This is a genomic window from Achromobacter sp. T5-5, from assembly GCF_055397965.1.
Genome location: NZ_AP027919.1, coordinates 1044054 through 1064466, shown reverse-complemented (window position 1 = coordinate 1064466; position 20413 = coordinate 1044054). Strand labels below are relative to the sequence as shown.

Genomic DNA, 20413 nt, shown 5'->3' with positions numbered 1-20413 from the left:
TCAGGTGGGCCAGGCGGCCACGGGCGTGTCGGGATGCACCTTCATGATGCGGCAGGGCACCTGCGCGAAGTTCGAGATCCACGCCGCGGCCAGTTCGCCTTCGTCGATCACGTCGATGGCCTGCTCTCCCACCATCATGCTGTAGCGCACGCTGTCGTCGTCTTCGATGACGTCCAGCGGGATATCCATGCGCAGCATGCCGGGCGCCTTGAGCACCAGGTAGCCCAGGCGCAGTTCCACCGACACCTCGGCCAGCCTGGGGCACAGCTCGCGGTTCAGCCACTGCCCCGAATCGTTGGCGACCAGCCACTGCCGGTGATAGGCGGCGGCCTGCGATTGCGTCGTCACGCCGCATTCGGCGACAGGCTGGAATTGGTCAGCGCTCATTTGCCCAACAGTCCTTTCAATGCCTTGTCCACAGCGGCGCCGTTCTTGCCCTTGCCGGAGACCGCTTCCTTGAGCTTGTTCTCCAGGCTGCGCTTCAGGATGCCGCCGATGGCGTCCTTCCAGAGCAGCGTGTACGAGGGATTGTCGAACGGCCCCTTGAAGTGGACGGGGATGGTCACGTCCTTCAGGTCGATCAATTCCTTGCCTTCCGGATCGGCCGCCGGGTTGATGACGCGCGCGCGCGCCACCACATCCAGTTCGCTTTTCACGAAGTCGATGCTGGCCGGATCGCCCTGCGTCACGCGCAAGAGCGGCGACACGAAGCTCAGGCGTTTCACCGTGGCGACACCCTTGGCAATGGCCAGGTCGGCTTCCAGTTCCGAGAACGCCGTCTGCTTGCTGGTGTCGGCGGGCACCGTTTCGTTCTGCGCGTCGGGCGAGAACCGGGCCTTCAGGTCGCGCAGCGTCTGCGTGAGGTCGATGCCCTTGACCGCCCCGTCACGCAGGCGCAGCTGCAGGGTGCCGGCCAGGGCGCTTTTCATGGCGTAGGCATTGGCGCCGGCAGTCTTCAGGTCCAGCGCCAGGCTGCCCGTTCCGCTCAGCACGTTCTTGCGCGCCAGGTCCATGAGCAGGGGCTCGATCGCGATGCCGGCCAGCGACATCTTCGTGGCGACCTGATTGCCTTGCGCCGCATCCACCGACAACGCGCCGCCCAGCTTGCCGCCATAGAGGCCCGCCGCGATGTTGGATATTTCCAGCTTGCCCTTGTCCAGCTTCACGGCAGCCGACACCTCATCGGCCTTCAGGCCGCGCACGACCAGCTTGCCGACCTTCAAGGTGCCGTTGACGCTGGGACCGATCAGTGCCGACAGGTTGATCGTATCGTCGGCGGGCGCAGCCGGCGCGGGTTGCGCGGCGGGCTTGGATTCGTCTTTCTTGCCGTCCGCGGGCGGCTTGGGCGGCGTGACCGGCACCGGCGGCACCAGCTTGTCCAGGTCCAGCGTATCCACGGCCAGCGCGAACTTCATCTGCGGCGAATCGGCGGAGAGCTTGGTGATGTCGGCGCTGAGATCGAACTTGCCGCCTTCCAGCACGGCGTTGATCTTGCTGGTGGCCTGGTCCTTCAGCAGATCCAGCGTGAGGCTGCCGATGACGGGAATCTGCAGGCTGCCCTTGGGCAGGCCCGGGTCCGTGATGTTCACGTCGCCGCGCAGGGCGGACATGGCGCCGCTGCGCTGCAGGAGATTCAGGGTGAGCGGCGAGGCGAAATTCAGCTTCACCACCCGTTCGCCCGTCTTGGACGTGCTGTCCAGCTTGGCTTCCTTGATGTCCAGTTCGCCCGCATTGCCGCTGATGCCATTCATGCCGAGGCTGGCGTCCAGGCCGCTGATGCGCAGACGGCCGGTCAGCGCCTCGCCGGTGGCCGAAGCGGGAGAGATATTGAGCGCCGGCGCGTCGACGGCCAGCTCAAAGGGGCCATCGGCCACGCCGCCCTTGGCGCGCACAGCCAGCTTTTCGATCTGGAGCTGGCTCTTGTGCGGGTCGATCGCCAGCTTGGGGATCGCCACGCTGGCTTCCACGTTGGTCGCGCGCACGGAGGGCTCGGTCACATCGCCCTGGAAGAGAAGCTCCAGGCCAGCCACGTCCAGCGCCGACTTCTGGCCGTTGAATGCCAGGTTGCCGCGCATCACCAGGCTCTTGGCCTCGGCGCCCGGCAGCTTGCCGTCCATGCGCAGATCCAGCTTCTGCGCGGCGTAGCGCTTGGCGGAGGGATCCAGCGTCAGCAGCGCCTGACCGGTCAGATTGGCGTCCACGCGCGGATAGCCGCCTTCGACACGCGCCGACATCCGCACGTCGAAAGGCTGGTTGAAGGTGACACGGCCGGTGTTGGCGTTGATGCGGGTCACGGCGACCGCCATGCCCGTCATGGCGTCCTGCATCTGGACCTCGCCGTCCTTCAGATCCAGGCCGGCGATGTCGATCTGCATATTGTTGCGCGACGGCGGCATGGTGCCACTGGTGATCGCCTGCGCGGCAGTCTGGGCCGCCCCCACCAGCGCTTCGGCCGGATTGCTGGGCGCGTCGGTAACCGACTGCGCGCCGCCCACCAGATTGCTGAAGTTGAACTGCCCCTGCTTGTCACGCACCACGCGGGCCTTCAGCCCGCTGATGGCGACATGGTCCACCACAAAGCTGTTGGACAGCAGCGGCCACACCGCAACGGCGAGGCGGGTGCTTTCGATGGAGGCGAAGGTTTCGGTGCTGTTGGGCTCGGACAGCGATACGCCCTGCACCGACAGCCCGATCCGCGGAAATAGCGACAGCTCGATTTCGCCGTCGATCGTGAGTGTGCGTTGGTAGCGTTCCTGGACAAGCTCTTCCAGCTTGTACTTGTACGCGTTGGGGTCGAATGTCAGCAAGAAGATGGCCAGGCCAACGACGGCCACGACAACCAACACTACCAGGCCTATCAAAATGCGCTTGAACCACGTTTTCATTGCTGCCCCGTCGGTACCTCGACTGGATATCCTTGATGCCGCCCACCGCGCAAGGCGCGGGGAAGGTGCGTTGCCGGCGGAAAACCGCCTGGCTTGGTGAACTGTCTGCCTGTCAGGGCTTGCCTTGTAGGGCGTGTCCTCGTCCCGCCGTGCCTGCGGCATTGGCGACAAAAGGGGAGGTGCTACCGAGGAAGGCTGCTGAAGACGCCGGTAACCCAGCGTGCAGATAACCGCTATCGTAACAAATCAGGCCGCGCCGCGGGATCGGCCAAGCTGACGGCTTCCTGACCGGCGGATTGTAGGGCTAGAATGGTTGATCGATCAATTATTGATGCGTCCAACAATGTCCGCCCCCGCCCCCACTGCTCCACACTCGCCCGGCCAGGTGCTTCCTTTCCGGCAATCCTTGCTGGCCATGCTGGGCATGTGCTTCGTGATGATGCTGGTCGCCATCGACCAGACCGTCGTGGGCACCGCGTTGCCGACCATTGTGGCGGAACTCCGGGGCTTCGAACTGTATGCATGGGTAGCCACGTCTTACCTGCTGACCTCGGTCATCACCGTGCCCATCTTCGGCAGGCTGGGCGATTACTACGGACGCAAACCCTTCGTCGTGGCGGCCATCGTGCTGTTCACCCTGGCCTCCGTCCTGTGCGGCGCAGCCGACACCATGCTCGAACTGGTGCTGGCGCGGGCGCTGCAAGGCATCGGCGGCGGCATGCTCGTCGGCACCGCCTTCGCCTGTATTCCCGACCTCTTTCCCGACCCCCATGTGCGGCTGCGCTGGCAGGTGATGCTCAGTTCCGCCTTCGGCATCGCCAACGCCGTGGGCCCCTCGCTGGGCGGCGCCCTCACGGAGCACTATGGCTGGCGGTCCGTCTTCTACGTCAACCTACCCATCGGCATCCTCGGCCTCTGGTTCGTCGCGCGCTACCTGCCCCACCTGCGCAGTCAAGCCCCCGGCAAGGTCCGGCTGGACTGGCAGGGCGCGCTGCTGATCGCCCTGGCGCTGGGCGCCCTGCAGCTTTTGGTCGAACTTTTGCCCAAGGACGGCTTCACGCCCCCGCTGCTGCTCCTGGGCGCCGGCAGCATCGCCGCCTTCGCCATCCTGATCTGGTGGGAGCGCCGCTGCCCGCATCCCCTGTTGCCCCTGGACATGTTCCGCAACCGGGGCCTGGCCATGCTGTTCATCCTGGCCCTGCTGGTGGGGGTGACGATGTACTCCCTGCTCTTCTATGCGCCCCTGCTCCTGCAGGGCGGCTTTGGACTGTCGCCTCAGGAAGCCGGCCTGCTCATCACCCCCATGGTCGTCTTCATCACCGTAGGCAGCATCGTCAACGGCCGCATCATCACCCGGATCCGCAATCCGAACCGCATGCTCTACGCCGGCTTTCTCCTGATGGCGTTCTCCTGCCTGGGCATCGTCACCACCCACAGCTACACGTCGCACACGCTGATTGCCGCCTACATGCTGATGGCCGGCCTGGGCATGGGCTTCATCATGCCCAACCTCACCGTCTTCGCCCAGCAGACCGCCGGCCGCAGCCACCTGGGCATCGCCACCGCGCTGCTGCAGTCCCTGCGCATGATCGGCGGCATGCTGGGCACGGCCGTCGTCGGCACCATGGTCAGCCACAGCTACTTCAGCGGCGTCGAATCCACCCTGCGCGGCGCCTCCGCGCAATGGCTGCCCAAGCTGAACGACCCGCAGATGCTGGTCAACCCGGCGGCGCAGACCGAGTTCCTGGCACAATTGGCGCATCAAGGCCAGGATGGCACGTCGCTCATCGAAATCGCGCGCGTCGCGCTGGTGGGCGCCATCCACGAAGGGCAACTCATCGCCCTCGCCGTCGCCGTCTTCGCACTCTGGTGCGTGCGGCGCGTGCCCCTGGTGAAACTGGTCCGGCCATCCAAGCCGGAGCCCGCCGGCGTCGGAGAGTAGCTTTTGCCCAAACAACAACAAGGCCTGCAAGTCATCCAGCACATGGGCCAGACGTACCGCGTCATGCAAAGCGCCTTCAGCAGCAAGGTCGGCCACGCGCTGCCGCGCTGGCGCATCCTGCTGGCGCTGCATGAAAACGGGCAGTGCTCGCAGAAGCATCTGGCCGAGCGTTGCCGGCTGGATCCGGCGTCACTGACGCGTCAACTGCAGGCAATGCAGAAGCTCGGCTGGATATCCCGGGCGGTGGATGCGCAGGACAACCGGCTGACGAACGCCACGTTGACGGCGGCCGGACAGGCGGTGGTGAATGAGGCGTTGCCCAAGCGGGCTCAGTTTTTCGAGGAGTCGCTCAAGGGCTTGTCCGGGGCGGATATCGATACCCTGAACCGGGTGTTGAGCGTCCTGGAGGAGAATTTTGTCAGGGCGGCGGGGGAACGGGGCGGTTAGGAATCGCGCCGCCCATCAGCGAGCGTCCTCGCGCCCTCGCTGGCGGTTGTCCGGCGCACGCCCTGGCCGCAACGCCCAGCGGTGCGCATTCGCCAGCAATTGCGCTCGCACGTCTGGCGGGTAGTCTTCCACGGTCGAAAAGGCCGGCACCGGCTTGCCGGCCTGGCCGGCCTCGCGGATGATGCGCGGCCAACGGGGACGCCAGCACAGCAGCAGCGATGCCCAGTGCGACAAACCGAGGATGACGAAGGCCGGCGAGATCAGCAGGCAACCCAGCCACACGACAGGGCCGCTGTTGCGCAAGAATGGCCACAGGGCGTCGAACTGCGCGGTAAATGCAGGCCAAGGCAGAGGCAGTTGCGAGCTGATGCGCGGTTTCTCGACCGCCTGGACGCCGCCCTCGTCCATGTAGCGCCGGATGAATTCCCATTCGGATTGCAGGTCACCTAATTGGCTGCTTTGCTTGCCATCGAATGCGTATGCGGGAAACGGCAGCAGGGTGTCGTTCGGAAACCAGCCCAGCATCAGGCCCTGACCGGCTAACTCCAACGACGATATGCCGTCCCAGGGCAGAACAAGAATGCCACCACAACTCGGCGGCCGATGCAGATATACCTGGCGGGTGATCCTATTGAACCGCGCAAGCAAATGTCGAGAGGTCAGCAATTCCAGACGGCTGAGGCGAAAGGCGTGCCTGAAATAGAGCCATAGCGGCACACCAAAGAGTATGACGTCCAACAACAGGTCAAACACCTGCCCCTCATCGATTGGATTGCCAAGCGCTTTCGTGGAGCCCGCCAACATTCCGAAAAGAATCAGCCCCGAACTCAGTGCCCACCCGTACGTCATCATTCCGACGAACACTCCCGAAGCGAGGGTAATGAGCCCCCGCTTGTCTTCCATACCCCCGCAACGCATTTCCAGGAAAACATCATTGGCGGCATACACCGGGCCACGACTGACCGCCCGGTCGAAGCGCTTCGCCTTTTGAACCGCCCGCTCTTGCGCGACGTTTTCCTCAAAGGTCGGCGTCCAGGAGAAAGCCATCTGCCCGTTGTCAGCGACGTTCTTCATGAACCATTCGTCCGGTTTCAGATTGCTCATCCACATCATCCACTCAGCGAGATACATCAAACCACCTCTCTCAGTGCGCCATAGAGGCTTGGAATCGCGTATCGAGCAGGCTTGAACGGGCGCGCACGGTCCGCTTGAATCGCTCCGTCCATCACCGAGCCTGCCCGCGCCCGCGTCGGCGATTTTCCGGCGCAAGCCCTGGCCGCGAGGTCCAGCGGTGCGCATTGGCCAACAGTTGCGCCCGCACGTCCGACGGATAGTCAGCGATTGTCGTAAAGGCTGGCACCGGCTTGCCAGGCAGGCCAGCCTCTCGAATGACCCGCGGCCACCGGGGACGCCAGCACAGGAGCAATGATGCCCAGTGCGATAGGCCAAGGATCACGAACGCTGGCGAGATCAGTATGCATCCCAGCCATACCAACGGACCGCCGTTCCGCAGAAACGGCCCCAACGCGTCGAACTGTGCGCTAAAGGCAGGCAAAGGTAATGGCAGTTGCGAGCTGATACGCGGTTTCTCTACAGCGCAGACGCCGCCTTCGTCCATGTAGCGTCGGATGAACTCCCACTCGGATTGCAGGTCCGATAGGCGACTGCTTGGCTTGCCGACGAACACTGCGGTTGGAAAAGGCAGCTCCGTGCGGCTGAGGGGAGTCCATGCCATAACCAGCCTTAGTCCGGCGACTTCTTCCGTGATCACTCCCTCCCAGGGCAAGACAAGAAGGCCGCCACAACTAGCGGGTCGATGAAGGTAGACCTGGCGGGTAATGCGATTGAAGCGGATGAGCAGATGGCGGGACGTCAGCAGCTCCAAGCGGCTGAAACGGAAGGCGTACTTGAAGTACAGCCAGAGTCCGCCACCTAACAGGATGGTCAACAGCAAAAAGATGAATAAATCTCCGCCATAAAGATCTCTGTCGAATGCCATTCCAGAACCAGAAATTACCGCCCACAAGATTTGCCCAGGAATTTCCAACAATGGGCCAATCAGGAAATACAGCAGCACGATCGTGATCAACGAAATGAGTCCTCTCTTTTCCTCCATGCCACCGCAGCGCAGTTCAAGATACGTGTCGTTGCACGCATAAACTGGCCCCCTCGTCCTGGCGAACCCAAATCTCTTCGCAGCTTGGCGCTCAAGATCTTCTTCAAGCGTTTCCGCGTAAGTTGGATCGACAATCGGAACGGCACCTTTTTTATAGCCATCCAAGTCTTCCTTGTTCCCGCCATCGGACTTGACACATGCGCACCACAACGCCCACTCTGCGAAGTACATCAGATGACCTCCCGAATCGCGCCATACAGCGCCCCTAGTTCCTCTCCTGCGCTATCAAATGGCTTTTCGCCGATGAACTTCGCTCCGCGGTAAAGTGTCCGCGCGCACCATTTCTGCAATGCGTCGTCCTCGAATATCGCGATCACCCCAGTAGCTGCGAAAGCGATTAGCGTTCCCCGATAGAGAACTCGTCTCAGGATTAACGTCACTGCTCTTGTTCCCAGAAACGCAGACAGGTCCGCCGCAGCGCTGTAAAAGAGGAAAGCGGAACCGTTCACCGCACGTTCGCCAAGCAGCTTGAACATCGGACCCGCCGCCGCAATCGCCAAACTGGCTTGACTCACGGTCATAGCGATAGCTACCGAGAAGCGAATACCGTAGGCCCCTGCAAGCAACACGCGCCGATTCGTAACTGCTGTAGTCATATCCCCCCATTCATAAATCAGCAGCACGACACTTCCCGACGTCGCCAACACCCCGCCCCACCGGCTGCTCACCGTGCCAGATGGTGAGCAGCGCGGGCTGGTCCAGCACCTGGCCGAAATCAACGGCGGGGTCGGCAAAACTGAGATCCACGTCGAGCGTGAAGACGTCGGAAAGCGCTTCGCAAAGGCGGAACTCGATGACGTCGAACGCGACGTCACCGACGGTGAAGGAAAAGCGCAGGTCGGACTGGGCGGGCACGCGGCGCTCCTGCAACGGCGGCCCTGTGCGTCAGCATCTGCGTCCGGGCCGCGTGGGGGATGTGCATCCACTGCGGCGCGCGGGCTTACGCGATGTTCGCCTCTGACAGCAATGGACGTCCAAGAACTTGGGTCCAGATCGTGAATGCCAGATTGTGCTGCGTATATAAGAGGGTTCTTATTTACGCTTGTGAAACAGATGGGCGGGAGCTGGAAATCCCGGCGGCGAGATGGCTGGCCGGCGAGGGATCTTGGCGCGCGGCCGTGATGTGCAAGCGGCGCGCATGAAAGAAAGGCCCCTGGATGTCAGGCGCCTTTGAACTTACAACGTAAACGGGCCGCAACAAATCGCGCGTCGCGCTGGTGGACGTCATCCACGAAGGGCGACATATCCCCGTCGCATTCTTCGCACCATGGTGCGTGCAGCGCGTGACCGTTTGGCCGGGCATCTACTGATGCGTACGACTCTCGTATGAGCGCTCTCTTCCGTCCGTCTCGCCGCCAGCGCACTCGCGGCCGTTCGAACGCGCCGCCCATCACCGAGCGTCCTCCCGCCCTCGCCGGCGATTGTCCGGCGCACGCCCTGGCCGCAACGCCCAGCGGTGCGAATTTGCCAGCAACTGTGCCCGCACGTCCGGCGGGTAGTCTTCCACGGTCGTAAAGGCCGGCACCGGCTTGCCGGGCTGGCCGGCCTCGCGGATGATGCGCGGCCAACGCGGTCGCCAGCACAGCAGCAGCGAAGCCCAATGCGACAGACCGAGGATGACAAAGGCCGGCGAAATCAGCAGGCAGCCCAGCCATACGACAGGGCCGCTGTTACGCAAGTATGGCCCCAAGGCGTCGAACTGCGCGGTAAAGGCGGGCCAAGGCAGAGGCAGTTGCGAGCTGATGCGCGGCTTCTCGACAGCCTGGACACCGCCCTCGTCCATGTAGCGTCGGATGAATTCCCATTCGGATTGCAAGTCAGATAGACGACTGCTTTGCCTGCCAATGAAAACCAACGTGGGAAAAGGCAAGTCTGTGCTATCGCCGGGATACCAGCCCATTACCAGGCTCAGTCCTGCCACCTCTTCGGTCTGAACTCCCTCCCAGGGCAAGACGAGGATGCCGCCGCAACTTGCCGGCCGATGGAGAAACACTTGGCGCGTGATTCGGTTGAAGCGGATGAGCAAATGGCGGGATGTCAGGAGTTCCAGGCGGCTGAAGCGGAACGCATATTTGAAGTACAGCCAGAGTGCTCCACCGTTCATGACGGTCAACAGCACAAAAATAAACAGATCTCCAGAATAAAGTTCCCTGCTGAACACAATGCCGGAACCAGAGATGACGGCCCACAGGATTCGCCCGGCTGTATCGAGCCATATGCCGATCAGAAAGAACATCAACACTATGGTGATCAGGGAAATAAACCCTCTCTTATCCTCCATGCCTCCGCAACGCATCTCGAGATACGTGTCGTTGAATGCATAGACAGGACCCATCGTTCTTGCTCGTGCAAATCGCTTTGCCGCTTGGCGCGCGCGGTCCTCTATCACGCTATCCTCATATGCGGGTTGGACGCTCCGCATCGCAGAATTGCCATCCTCTTTCAGATTTTTCCTGAGCCAGTCATCAGATTTCAGGCAGCTAAACCAGAGGACCCATTCGGCGACGTACATTAGACAACCTCCAATAAGGCGCCATACAACGCACCCAGCTCTTTTGCTGCATCGTCAAACGCCTTTTCGTCCTTGAACTTCGGACCGCGATAGAGCGTTCGCTTGCACCATTTTTCCAAGGCATCATCATCGAAAATTGCGATGGCCACAGAAATTGCGATGGTGATCAACGTCCCTCTGAGCAACATCCGCCGCAGGAAAATGGTCACAGCCTGACGGGCCAATAACGCCGAAATTCGACCGAAGACGTTGTATAAGAAGCCGAATTTGCTAGTCACCGCGCGTTCTGCCAATATTTTCAACATCGGGCTGGCTGCTCCGATCGCCAAACTGGCTTGGCTCAGGGTCACTGACATAGCGACGACCACCCGTACGGCATACGCGCCTGCAAGCAGTGCACGCCTGTCCTTAAACGCTGCGGTCAAATCCTCCCACTCGTAAATCAGCAGCACCACACTACCTGCCGTCGCCATCGCCCCACCCCACAACTTCAACCTCCCCAGAAAAACCGTCGCCCCCACCCCCGTCGTACTCGCGGCCCCGAAGTGCCGCAGCACCAATTCCGTGCCGCAGGCCAGCACCTCCATCCCGGCCGCGCCCGCCGCCAAGACCGCGGCGGCCAGCTCCGCGCGTTGCCTGTCATCCTTCGGCAAGCTGCGCATCCTCAAACTGAGCAGCCCCGCCTCCAGCAACAGCAGCCACCCGCTGGCGCGCACCTTGTAGAACTCACTCGAACGCGCGTCCACCAGTTCTGTCGCAAAGGCGAGTTGGACGTTCCTATTGATCTGGCCACGCATGGTCGCCCGATCAGCGCTGCGGCCGACGGCCTGCAATTCCTCAAGGCGAAGGTTGACCGCGCCCTTGCCGATGCTGGCGGCCAGCCAGGCGCGGGTGGCGCCGTGGACGAACCACTCTCCCCCTTTTGGCGCGTGGCGCAGCGTCTGGCGGCCGAGGCTGCTGTACCAGGCCAGGATGCCGCCGGACAATCCCGCTCGGCCGGCTCTCTCCAGCTCTTCAAACACGCCGTTGGCCTTGTCAAAAAGCTCTGCAAGCGTCTTTGCCTTTTCCAGGCCCGTCTTCGTGTACTGGTAGATGGCTTCGGCATCGACGGGAAGCGGTTGGGACCGGGCCGCTTCCAGCGTGCGATGCATCTCGGCCAGGATGGTCTTCTGGTTCAACCCGAAACTGCGCAGGGCCAGGTTATTGCGGTCTTGCGGGCGGCCCTGCCACCACTGCTGGATGAGGTCGGCGCTGCTCTCGCACCCTTCCGCGCCAAACACGCACAGCCCGGTCTGGCCCGCAAACTGCCAGCCGTTTGCCAGGTCTGCATCGTCATAGACCTCCAACCCGTCCAGCAATTGCGTGCTTTGCAGCCATGCCTCATAGGGCCGCGCACGCCGTTCGGCTTCCGTCTGGGCGGCCTGGCACCGCGCTTCAAAGTCCGCCAGCGCCGCCTTCATGGCGCCCACCTGCAGGGCGGCTTGCGGATCCGGTGGCGTGACGTATTTGCTTTCGAAGCGGTTGCGGTATTCGCCGCTGTCGAGCTTGGCCTGGACGCGCGCCCGTATCGTCGCTTCATAGGCGCGCACGTGCTGCGCGGCCGCCTCGTCCCAGCGCCTCTGCTCCTCATCATTGAGAATCCAGTTGCGCGCCTGGGCCATCTCGGGATTGAACACCTTGTCCCGTTCGATCTCGATGTAGTGCTGCGCCTCCAGCGCGGCAGACTTTTCTTCGAACTGGCGCCTGACGTCCTCGAACGCCTGCGCCACCAGGATCTTGCGCTCGTTGCTGATGCCCTTGTTCGCCGCCCCTTTGTTCAGGTGGTCCCGCAACTTCTCCACGGCCTCGTTGCGCCAGGCATTGAGCTGCTGGGTAATGCCGATGGGATCGTGCAATACGATCGCGGCGCCGCGGGCGCGCGTCGTCGTTTCCTTCAGGTCCGACGCGATCAGTTGCGGCGCGTGGTGGTAATCCGGATCGGCGTAAAGCTGGTTGGCAAGCACCGGCGCCAGGTGCTTGTTGGCTGCGGCGATGTCCTCGGCGACGCTGCTGGCGGGCGTTGCGGTATCCAGCACATCCGCGGCGAACGAACAGCTCTTGGCGATCTCGCGGATGTCGAAGGCCTGGAGCTTGTTGCGCAGCGCGTCGGTATCGCGCAGCTTGTCCAGCATGCGTTCGGTCAAGGGATCAGGCGTGAACAGCAGGCGCGCTTCGTCGATGGCTTCGGGCGCCTTGAACAGGAGGGTCCAGGCGCCAAGCCCGAGCAGACGGCTCTGGTCCGGCGCATAGGGCAGAGTCGGCGCGTAGGGCCAGATTGGCGAGAACACCCCAGTCCCCGTGGCGCGCCATGCGCTCTCGCACGTCCACTGTCCGAAGCGCTTGATGAACGCGTACAGGTAGCCCTGACGCATGGCGCGCACCGCGTATCGCACACCCGCCGCTTCCAGCGGGGGCAGTCCCCGGCCAAGGTTGGCGGGAAGATCCGGCGTCAGGGCGGCAAGGGCTTGCGGGTCATCGCTGGTCACCACGGCATAGCGCAGCGGCAGGAGGGCGACTTCGGATTTGCAATCGACGCAGGGGCTCGCGGGCTCGTCCCGACGGGTGCTGCGCGCGATATCGAGCGCCTGTGATAGCAGTTGGTCGAGGGAAATCGGCTTCATGACCGCGCCCCCCGGTCTTGGGGTGTCGAAAGCCGGGCAAGCGATTCATGCAGCGGCTCGCCGCCGGCTACGGCACGATCCAGCGCCGCTTGCCAACGGGCGTCGGCCGTCTTCTGGCTCCAGGAATGGGTCATGCCCACCAGCACGTAGGTCGTCAGGTCTTCGTGCCGCGTGAGCCCCGCTTGGCGGGCATCGTTCAGTTGCGCCTCGACCTGCGCCAGCCGAATCCCGCCACAGTGGCTCTCGAACACGTGCGGCGCCTGCGCTTCAAGCGTGTGCAACAGGCGGTGAGGCAGCGGGTCCGATTCCAGCGCCTGCCACAAGGCATCGTTCAGGTGCAGCGCTTGCGGCGCAATCGCGCCGACGCCTCGTCCGCCACCGCGGATTCGACGCCATCGTGAGGTTTGCTGCGTCGCGTCCGCGAACCACCAGGACAGCACCGGCCCAAAGAACCAGGACGCCCATGCGCGGTCGGCATGTACATAGAGCACAGGCGTGACGAGCGGATCGTAGTAGCGCAAAAGATAGCGCTCTTGCGAGGCGCCCAAGGCGTAGGTCGCCTCGCTCAAGTGCAGCGCCAGTTGCTCCGCCGGCAAGACACTGGCTATCCATGCCTGCACGAATGACTCACATCGCGTCCCCACTCTCGACAGGACCGCGTCGTATTGCCCCGGCCCGCTTCCCGCCGCGCTGACAAGCATCGCGCCCAGCGGCTGCAGCGCAGCCAGTTCAGGATCGCGCAGCAACGGGTGCACGTTCGCGGCGAAATGCGCGGCAATGGCTTGCCGCTGGTCTTCGGGCACGAGCGCCATGTCGATCAGTGCCGACAGATGGCGCGGTTGTGAACGGTCGCCCTCGTGGATCTCTTGGTTCAGGGCGCGGATCAGGTCATGGGGAATCATGCGTCCATCCTCATCAACGCCTTGCGTTCACGGGCCGCTTTCAACCAGCAACTGACGCAGATGGGTTCACCCTCGTCCGGCTCGCCAGTCAATGAGATAGCCATTCCCGCTCCAGTGGCCTGCACGCTCATGGGACCCTTGAGATGTATTGCCACGCCATTGAGCGTGATGCCGGACCGGTTGATGCGCAACGAGCCGCCCGGCCCCTCCAGCACGACCTCGTCCTCCACCTGAATCCGGTACACCTTGGTTCGGTGCAGGATCTCCTGCGCGGCCTGCAGATGCGCATGTCCTTCGACGCGCTGCTCCAGGTGGCCGCCGACCTCCGTCCAGTGATTGGCCGTGGTCTTATCGCGGCGGTGGTTGCCCACTTCCTCGATGCGGTCCTTGACGATGGAGATCGTGTAATCGCGCCCAACGGCCAGAAAGCCGTCACGGCCGATGTCGTGACGCCGGTCCCGCGCGATGGCAACCTGCTCGTCGTTGCCCACGTTCTCGTTGCGGTCATGGCCGATGACGATGGCCTCATCGTTCTCCACGCGCTCGCTGCGGTCGTGCCCGACGAACGTGCTCTCGTCGTGCTTGACGTGGATGTTCTGGTCCTTCTGGGCGTGGACGTAGATCTCCTCCCGTCCGGCCTCGTCCTCGAACCGCATCTCGTTGAAACCATCGCCCTTGTGCGTCTGGCTCTTGATGGTCATGCGGGTCTTGTGCGCGGGCAGTTCGTAGGGCGGAAGCTGATGGGCGTTGTAGTTCCGGCCGGTGATGACCGGCTGGTCCGGGTCGCCGTCAAAGTTGCTGACGATCACCTCCTGGCCGATGCGAGGGATCGCCATGTGCCCCCAGAGCGCGCCCGCCACGTTCTGCGACACGCGTATCCAGCAGGAACTGTGCTCGTCGTGCTTGCCCTCCCGGTCCCAGCGGAACTGCACTTTCACACGGCCGTAGGGGTCGCAATAGATTTCCTCGCCGGGCGGCCCGACCACCGTGGCCTGCTGCGGGCCATCGATACGGGGCTTGGGCAAGGGTTCGGCGCGCCATTCGACATCGTCGGGCACCAGCGTGGCCCTGCAGTGATAGTGCGAGCCCTGCTCGGCGTCGGCGCTTTCCTCGCCCTGACTGGTGTATTGCGTGCCGTGGTGCTCGATGCGCACCGGGCGCCATCCGCGGTTCATTTCCTGGCGGGGATGGCCAATGAGATCGAAAGAGACGCCGGGTGTCAGCCGGGCATCGTCGCCTTCGACGACCGCGATGCGCGCGTCGCCGCGATGGCCCCGCAGGCGATCCCGGGTAAACGCCACGCCCGCCACGCTTTTGTAGCGGCCCGGGTAATCGTAGCGCTCATACCCTCGCGCCTGGTGCGCCAGATCCTCGCCATCGCGCAACGTTTCGTGGTCGTACCGCGGATTCTTGAAGTCATAGTCGCGCTGGGTCTGGCGCGCGGTGCGCACGCTTTCGGTGTACAGGAAGCTGCGCAACGCCGGGCCCGGCCTGTCGCCACCGGCCATGGGGTTGTACTCCACGGGTGGCCCCGGCTCCCTGCCGAATACCCACAGACGATCGCTGTGAACCAGATTGTGCCCCGCCGCGGTATGGCGAAAACCATAGAAGAAGCCTTCCTCGCGCATGATGCGCTCGATGAAGTCGTAGTCGGTATCGCCCGCCTGAACGCAGTACTCGCGCGGCAGGTGGAGATTCGTGGCCTGCTGCTCGTAGGATTGCGTGACGCCGTGCTGATCGAGGATCATCGTGGCGATCTCGGGCACATTCAGGGCCTGGAAAATCCGCCAGTCGGAAGACAGTCGCAGGCGAGCCAGGCGCGGTTCGACAGTGGCGTGATAACGCGTGCGCCGAAAGCCGGTATTGCCCTGCTGGAATGACGTCACCAGGCCATGCACATAGCGTACGGGCTGCTCGCCCTGCCAGATGGTCAGCAGCGCGGGCTGGTCCAGAACCTGGCCGAAATCGACGGCTGGGTCGGCGGAACTGAGATCCACGTCGAGCGTGAAGACCTCGGACAGCGCTTCGCAAAGGCGGAATTCGATGACGTCGAACGCGACATCGCCGGCGGTGAAGGAAAAGCGCAGATCGGACTGGACGGGCACGCGGCGCTCCTGCAGCGGCGGCCCTGTGCGTCAGCGTCTGCGTCTGCGTCCGGGCCGCGTGGGGGATGAGCATCCACTGCGGCGCGCGGGCTTACGCGATGTTCGCCTCTGACAGCAATGGACGTCCAAGAACTTGGGTCCAGATCGTGCATGCCAGATTGTGCTGCGTATATAAGAAGGTTCTTATTTACGCTTGTGAAACAGATGGGTGGGAGCTGGAGATTCTGACGTGCAAGCGGCGCGGATGAAAGAAAGGCTCCTGGATGCCAGGAGCCTTTGGGGATCTATCGATCGGGGGGCGGACGCATCGGCGCCCGGGGGCTGTGTCAGACGTTGAACAGGAAGTTCATCACATCCCCATCCTGCACGATGTATTCCTTGCCTTCCGCGCGCATCTTGCCCGCTTCCTTCGCGCCCTGCTCGCCCTTGTACGTGATGAAGTCTTCGTAGGCGATGGTCTGCGCGCGGATGAAGCCGCGTTCGAAGTCGGTGTGGATGACGCCGGCGGCCTGGGGGGCGGTGGCGCCGATGGGCACGGTCCAGGCGCGCACTTCCTTCACGCCAGCGGTGAAGTAGGTTTGCAGGCCCAGCAGCTTGAAGGCGGCGCGGATGAGGCGGTTCAGGCCGGGCTCTTCCATGCCCATGTCCTTCAGGAAGGCTTCGCGGTCGGCGTCGTCGAGGTCGACGATTTCGGATTCGATGGCGGCGCAGATGGCGACGACGGGCGCGTTGCGGGCGGCGGCGAATTCGGTCAGGCGGTCCAGCAGCGGATTGTTGGTGAAGCCGTCGTCGGCGACGTTGCCCACGTACATCGCGCGCTTGGCGGTGATGAAGCAGAGCTGGGCGATGTCGGCCTTTTCTTCGGTGCTCAGGTCCATTGCGCGGATGGGCTTGGCTTCGTTGAGCTGGGCAATGCACTTTTCCAGCACGGCCACGATGCGCTGCGCTTCCTTGTCACCGGAACGCGCGGTCTTCTGGTGGCGTTGCAGGGCCTTTTCGGCGGTCTGCAGGTCGGCCAGGGCGAGTTCGGTTTCGATGACTTCGATGTCGGCGATGGGATCGACCTTGCCGGCGACGTGGATCACGTTGGGATCTTCGAAGCAGCGCACGACGTTGACGATGGCGTCGGTTTCGCGGATGTGCGAGAGGAACTGGTTGCCCAGGCCTTCGCCCTTGCTTGCGCCAGCGACCAGGCCCGCGATGTCGACGAATTCGACGGTGGCCGACAGGATGCGTTCGGGCTTGACGATTTCAGCCAGCTTCTGCAGGCGCGGATCCGGCACTTCGACCACGCCGACGTTGGGTTCGATGGTGCAGAACGGGTAGTTCTCGGCGGCGATGCCGGCGCGGGTCAGAGCGTTGAAGAGTGTCGATTTGCCAACGTTGGGCAGGCCGACGATGCCGCATTGCAGAGCCATGGGAATCCTGTGTGAGTACGGTATTGAGCGTTAACGGCGTAGTTTACCCCGGCAGGGGGTTGGGAGCGCCCCGGGGCGGGGCGTGATGCGGCCCCAAGAAATCGGCCCGCCACGCGCCGCGCCGGCAGCAGGCATCGCCACGTCGCGCCCCCGCCTGTGAAGCTTGGCAGCAGCCGCCTCTACCCCGCCGCCGTCGGCGCGTAGCGCATGACCAGCCAGATCATCAGGATCGGTCCCGCGTTGAAAACGGAATGCAGCAGGATCGCGGCCCCGATGCCGCGGCGCACGCGAATCCAGCCCAGCACCAGCCCGGTCAGCCATTGCGGCAGCACCAGAAGCGGCAGCAGCCAATACGGCGTCTTGTTGTAGACGAAGTTGGTGAGGTGGACGGCGGCAAAGGTCAGGGCGACCAGGTGAAACACCACGCCGAAGTGCTGCAGGTAGTACCTGCGCCAGTTCGTGTCCCAGCCCTTGAGCGGCTCGGGACGCTGTCGCAGCCCCCAGCACGCAAGCAGGATGAACGCGGCCAGCAGCAGGCCTGTCCAGAGCCTGGGGCCCCACAACACGACAGGCACCAGCGCGGGAATGAGCCACAGCGCCTGGCGCGGTCGGCGCAGGCCATAGCGAAAGAGCATTTCCTCGACCAGCGGCGCCCACAGCACCGCGGTGAGCCAGGGAATGTTGTGGGGATCGAGCCGATGCGTGACGCCGCCCAGGCCGGCGGCGGCGACGGCGACCGGGCCCAGGGCGAAGAGGTTGATGGCCCACAGCACGGCGGCCCAGACCAGAAGACGTCCCGGTCCGATGGCCGGCCACCAGTCGGCAAGCAGCCCGCTGCCGCCGGCGTGGCCCGGCAGGCGCGATACCGGATGCGGGTGGCGGATGAAGCGCCAGAAGTCCGCGATCTCGCTGCGAAAGCGCATCTTCCGGGTGGACGGGCCGGGTTTCATCAGGACTCGTTGCCGCTATGCAGTTGGCGGGTGGCCAGCGCGAAGTCGCCCGCCAGCATGGCGGGCACGACGGCGCGGCAGCGGTCGATGACGGCTTCGATTTCCTTTTGCTCGTCGCGGCGCGGCGGATGCAGGACGAAGTCGGCGACCTGCTGCGCGAGACCCAGCGTGCGCGGATGGCCGATGCCGATGCGCAGGCGCCAGAAGTTGGGGCTGCCGAGCGCGGCCTGAATGTCCTTCAGGCCGTTGTGGCCGGCGTGACCGCCGCCCTGCTTGAGCTTGACCTGGCCGGGCATGAGGTCCAGTTCGTCGTGCAGCACCAGCACCGCTTCCGGCGTCAGCTTGTAGAAGCGCGCCAGCGCGCCGACCGCCTGGCCGGAACGATTCATGTAGGTGTTGGGCTTGAGGAGCAGGACGTTGTCGGCGCCCAGCCGCGCCTTGGCCACCATGCCGAAAAAGGACTTCTCCAGCGCAAAAGACGTGCGCAGGTCGTCCGCCAGGTGGTCGGCCAGCCAGAAGCCGGCGTTGTGCCGGGTGGTTTCGTAGTCGGGACCGGGGTTACCCAGTCCCACGATGAGGCGTATGGGAGTAGACATGATGGGGGTGTTTAAACCAAAAAACCCTGCGCATGCAAATGCACACGCAGGGTTTCGGGCGTAAGCCGCGGGAAAGCCGCCAGGGCTTTCCTGCTGGACTTAGGCAGCCGGAGCAGCTTCTTCGGCTTCGTCGGCAGCGGCAGCGCCACCCTTGGTGACCGCGGCGGCCAGCAGGGGGTTGTCTTCACCGCCGTGGGGGACGTACGTCACGCCCATGGGCAGCTTGATGTCGGCCAGGTGGATCGAGCCGCCGGCCAGCACGTCAGCCAGGTTGACTTCGATGAACTGGGGCAGCGCCGACGGCAGGCAGGTGATTTCCAGTTCGGTCGTCACGTGGCTGATGATCGCGCCGCTCAGCTTCACGGCCGGCGAGATTTCAGCGTTCACGAAGTGCAGCGGCACCTTGGTGCGCAGGGCCTGGTTGGCGTCGACGCGCTGGAAGTCCACGTGCAGGACTTGCGGCTTGTAGGCGTGCCATTGAACCGAACGCAGCAGAACTTGCTCATCCTTGGCGCCTTCGAGCTGCATTTGCAGGATCGATGCGTGGAATTCTTCCTTACGCAGCGCGTGGTAGATCTCGTTGTGGTCGAGTTCGATGTTCAGGGGGGCAGCCGTACCACCATAGACAATGGCGGGAACGCGGCCCGCGCGGCGCAGGCGGCGGCTCGCACTCGAACCCTGGACGCTACGCGCAGTGGCAGTAAATTTCATGGATAACTCCGAAAACAATAAGGTGAAGAGGCTTCACCGGTTATGTGCACGGCGCGCAAAAGGCGCGCCGTGTTTGATTGCGCCCTGCCGCGACCAGCAGGGTGCAAAAAACGGGAATGTCGGGCTGTGGGCCGATCGACGCTAGCGCGTCAATCGACGAACAGCGAGCTGACCGACTCGGCGTTGGAAATACGCAGAATGGTCTCGCCCAGCAGCGCGGCGCACGACAGCTGGCGGATCTTGCCGCTGGCCTGGCCTTGCTCGGAGAGCGGAATGGTGTCGGTGACGACGAGTTCGTCGAGTTCCGACGCTTCGATGCGGTCGATGGCGCCGCCCGACAGCACGGGGTGCGTGCAATAGGCGTAGACGGCGCCGGCGCCGCGGTCCTTCAGGGCCTGGGCCGCCTTGCACAGCGTGCCGGCGGTGTCGACCATGTCGTCCATGATGATGCAGGTGCGGCCGTCGACTTCACCGATGATGTTCATCACTTCCGACACGTTGGCGCGCGGACGGCGCTTGTCGATGATGGCCAGGTCGGCTTCGAGCTGCTTGGCCAGCGCGCGGGCGCGGACCACGCCGCCGATGTCCGGGGACACGACGACCAGGTTCGAGAAATTGCGGCGCCAGATGTCGCCCAGCAGGATCGGACCGGCGTAGATGTTGTCCACGGGGATGTCGAAGAAACCCTGGATCTGGTCGGCGTGCAGGTCCATGGTCAGGACGCGGTCAACACCAGCGACCTGCAGCATGTTGGCCACGACCTTGGCCGAGATGGCCACGCGCGCCGAACGCGGGCGGCGGTCCTGGCGGGCATAGCCGAAATAGGGAATCGCGGCGGTGATGCGGCCGGCCGACGCGCGGCGCAGGGCATCAACCATCACCATGATTTCCATCAGGTTGTCGTTGGTGGGGGCACAGGTGGGCTGCAGGACGAAGACGTCCTTGCCACGCACGTTCTCGTTGATCTCGACCATCACCTCGCCGTCCGAGAAGCGACCGACGGTCATCTTTCCCAGGGACATATCGAGGTGGTTGACTACGTCCACGGCCAGCCGAGTGTTGGCGGTGCCCGTGAAGATCATGAAGCTATCGTTTGCCATGATGGATGA

The 20413-nt window shown here is 63.7% G+C and carries 17 protein-coding genes; 2 read left to right on the top strand and 15 right to left on the bottom strand.

Annotated elements, in window-relative coordinates; genetic code table 11:
• Both ACZ50Q_RS04765 and ACZ50Q_RS04760 read right to left on the bottom strand, forming a co-directional pair.
• Complete coding sequence (locus tag ACZ50Q_RS04765) at window positions 1–387, bottom strand: MOSC N-terminal beta barrel domain-containing protein (protein WP_076516709.1); 387 nt, start codon at window positions 385–387, stop codon at window positions 1–3.
• Entirely contained in the window at window positions 384–2885 is a 2502-nt protein-coding gene (locus ACZ50Q_RS04760) for an AsmA family protein (protein ID WP_076516711.1), read from the bottom strand. The genes ACZ50Q_RS04765 and ACZ50Q_RS04760 overlap by 4 nt, the downstream gene beginning before the upstream one ends.
• A 343-nt stretch (window positions 2886–3228) precedes the next feature.
• On the opposite strand from ACZ50Q_RS04760, the gene ACZ50Q_RS04755 reads away from it, so the two are divergent.
• Entirely contained in the window at window positions 3229–4827 is a 1599-nt protein-coding gene (locus tag ACZ50Q_RS04755) for an MDR family MFS transporter (RefSeq protein ID WP_464080731.1), read from the top strand.
• 3 nt (window positions 4828–4830) lie between these two features.
• Window positions 4831–5274 carry a MarR family winged helix-turn-helix transcriptional regulator gene (locus tag ACZ50Q_RS04750; protein WP_076516715.1) on the top strand — a complete coding sequence of 148 codons (444 nt, stop codon included), beginning with the start codon at window positions 4831–4833 and terminating at the stop codon, window positions 5272–5274.
• A gap of 15 nt (window positions 5275–5289) precedes the next feature.
• On the opposite strand, the gene ACZ50Q_RS04745 is transcribed toward ACZ50Q_RS04750, so the two are convergent.
• The 13 genes from ACZ50Q_RS04745 to ACZ50Q_RS04685 form a co-directional block, all read right to left on the bottom strand.
• Window positions 5290–6378, bottom strand: a complete 1089-nt coding sequence (locus tag ACZ50Q_RS04745; RefSeq protein WP_464080730.1) for a hypothetical protein — start codon at window positions 6376–6378, stop codon at window positions 5290–5292.
• Window positions 6379–6499: 121 nt separating this feature from the next.
• The gene (locus ACZ50Q_RS04740) at window positions 6500–7621 is read right to left on the bottom strand and encodes a hypothetical protein (protein ID WP_464080729.1); all 1122 of its coding nucleotides are present in this window, start codon (window positions 7619–7621) and stop codon (window positions 6500–6502) included.
• Window positions 7621–8073, bottom strand: coding sequence for a hypothetical protein (locus ACZ50Q_RS04735; protein ID WP_464080728.1), 453 nt, complete (start codon window positions 8071–8073; stop codon window positions 7621–7623). Before ACZ50Q_RS04735 ends, ACZ50Q_RS04740 begins: the two co-directional genes overlap by 1 nt.
• Window positions 8057–8305: a hypothetical protein gene (locus tag ACZ50Q_RS04730; RefSeq protein WP_464080727.1), complete on the bottom strand. Its 249-nt coding sequence runs from the start codon at window positions 8303–8305 to the stop codon at window positions 8057–8059. The genes ACZ50Q_RS04735 and ACZ50Q_RS04730 overlap by 17 nt, the downstream gene beginning before the upstream one ends.
• Before the next feature lie 535 nt (window positions 8306–8840).
• Window positions 8841–9962 carry a hypothetical protein gene (locus ACZ50Q_RS04725; RefSeq protein WP_464080726.1) on the bottom strand — a complete coding sequence of 374 codons (1122 nt, stop codon included), beginning with the start codon at window positions 9960–9962 and terminating at the stop codon, window positions 8841–8843.
• Complete coding sequence (locus tag ACZ50Q_RS04720) at window positions 9962–12622, bottom strand: T6SS effector BTH_I2691 family protein (RefSeq protein ID WP_464080725.1); 2661 nt, start codon at window positions 12620–12622, stop codon at window positions 9962–9964. Before ACZ50Q_RS04720 ends, ACZ50Q_RS04725 begins: the two co-directional genes overlap by 1 nt.
• Window positions 12619–13524, bottom strand: coding sequence for a DUF4123 domain-containing protein (locus ACZ50Q_RS04715; protein ID WP_464080724.1), 906 nt, complete (start codon window positions 13522–13524; stop codon window positions 12619–12621). The genes ACZ50Q_RS04720 and ACZ50Q_RS04715 overlap by 4 nt, the downstream gene beginning before the upstream one ends.
• Window positions 13521–15629, bottom strand: a complete 2109-nt coding sequence (locus ACZ50Q_RS04710) for a type VI secretion system Vgr family protein (protein WP_464080723.1) — start codon at window positions 15627–15629, stop codon at window positions 13521–13523. Before ACZ50Q_RS04710 ends, ACZ50Q_RS04715 begins: the two co-directional genes overlap by 4 nt.
• 326 nt (window positions 15630–15955) lie before the next feature.
• Window positions 15956–17047 (bottom strand): redox-regulated ATPase YchF, encoded by a 1092-nt coding sequence (ychF, locus tag ACZ50Q_RS04705; protein WP_092581140.1) that lies wholly within the window; start codon window positions 17045–17047, stop codon window positions 15956–15958.
• 179 nt (window positions 17048–17226) lie between these two features.
• Window positions 17227–17997, bottom strand: a complete 771-nt coding sequence (locus ACZ50Q_RS04700; protein ID WP_464080722.1) for a CPBP family glutamic-type intramembrane protease — start codon at window positions 17995–17997, stop codon at window positions 17227–17229.
• Complete coding sequence (gene pth / locus ACZ50Q_RS04695) at window positions 17997–18593, bottom strand: aminoacyl-tRNA hydrolase (RefSeq protein WP_092581137.1); 597 nt, start codon at window positions 18591–18593, stop codon at window positions 17997–17999. Before pth ends, ACZ50Q_RS04700 begins: the two co-directional genes overlap by 1 nt.
• Before the next feature lie 99 nt (window positions 18594–18692).
• Window positions 18693–19304 (bottom strand): 50S ribosomal protein L25/general stress protein Ctc, encoded by a 612-nt coding sequence (locus ACZ50Q_RS04690; protein ID WP_056325375.1) that lies wholly within the window; start codon window positions 19302–19304, stop codon window positions 18693–18695.
• 149 nt (window positions 19305–19453) lie between these two features.
• Window positions 19454–20404: a ribose-phosphate pyrophosphokinase gene (locus tag ACZ50Q_RS04685; RefSeq protein WP_006227587.1), complete on the bottom strand. Its 951-nt coding sequence runs from the start codon at window positions 20402–20404 to the stop codon at window positions 19454–19456.
• Window positions 20405–20413 lie beyond the last annotated feature (9 nt).